Here is a 1,026-nt window from a genome sequence, read left to right on the forward strand (position 1 = left end):
GTAGGGGGCGCCTTGCGTCCGCCGTCGGCTCTCCGCCCGCCCGGAGGCGCCCCGTCCGGGCGCGCCCCGTCAGGGGCGCGGGGAACGGCGCGAGCAACCACGACGCGCTTGCAGACGCCGACCGGACAGGGACAACCGAGCTCGTGGGCGGCTTTCAGGGGCGCGGGGAACTGCGCGACAAGCCCCCACCGGACCCGCAGCCGCCGGACGAGCCCAGCACACCGAGCTCGCAGGCGGCATTAAGGGGCGCGGGGAACTGCGCGACAAGCCCCCACCGGCCCGCAGACGCACGCGCAGCACAAGACGCACCCCAGTAGGCGCAAAGGGGCCCCGGGGGCGAAGCCCCCGGACAGAAGCCCGTCAGGTCCGCTGACGCGGCAGCGAGATGCGGCCGTCGCGGAGGAGAGGGCCGCAGGAGATACCGACCAGGAGGGCTATCGGGTGACCCCAGCTCGCCAGGGGGTCGGCGAAATCTATGAGGTCCTGGGCACACATCAGGCCGGCGAAGCCGAGGAGGGCCCGCCCGGCGGGGCGGCGCAGGAGGCCGCCGAGGGCGCCCATGGCGGCCATGACGCCGAAGCTGATGCCGTAGTCGAGGCGGTGCAGCGACGCCTCGGGGAGCCGTCCCGCCGCCACCGCGCCCGCGACCGGCAGCTCCGTGGCGAGGGTGGCGACGACGTGTCCGAGGAGGAAGACCCCGGCCGCGCGCGCGGGCCCGACGCGGCGTTCGAGGGCGCTGAGGACGAGGGCGAAGAGCAGCCCGTACAGCGAGTAGAGGCCGCCCGCCACCCACAGGGCGCTCGCGACGAGGACGACGAGCGGCTGGTCGGCGAGGTGCGCGGCGTCCGTGCTGGAGTCGCGCAGGAGCTGGTTGACGGTGACCTCGTCGCCGAGCTCGACGTAGAGCGCGGTGGCGAGCAGCACCAGGCCGTAGAGGAAGGTGAACGGCGTGCCGGTCGGGGTCGGGAGGGTGCGGCGTACCCAGCTCAGGGAGAGGACCGGGGAGAGGAGGCGGCGGACCGGGCC

1 protein-coding gene is annotated in these 1,026 nt (G+C 75.0%); it reads right to left on the reverse strand.

What is annotated here, in order from left to right; all coding sequences use genetic code 11:
• Nucleotides 1-360 precede the first annotated feature (360 nt).
• Nucleotides 361-1,026: rhomboid-like protein (locus K6I34_RS37365; protein ID WP_308294113.1), on the reverse strand; the 666-nt coding region annotated here is incomplete at its 5' end.

It is taken from the genome of Streptomyces sp. UNOC14_S4 (assembly GCF_020740835.1).
Taxonomy (GTDB): domain Bacteria; phylum Actinomycetota; class Actinomycetes; order Streptomycetales; family Streptomycetaceae; genus Streptomyces.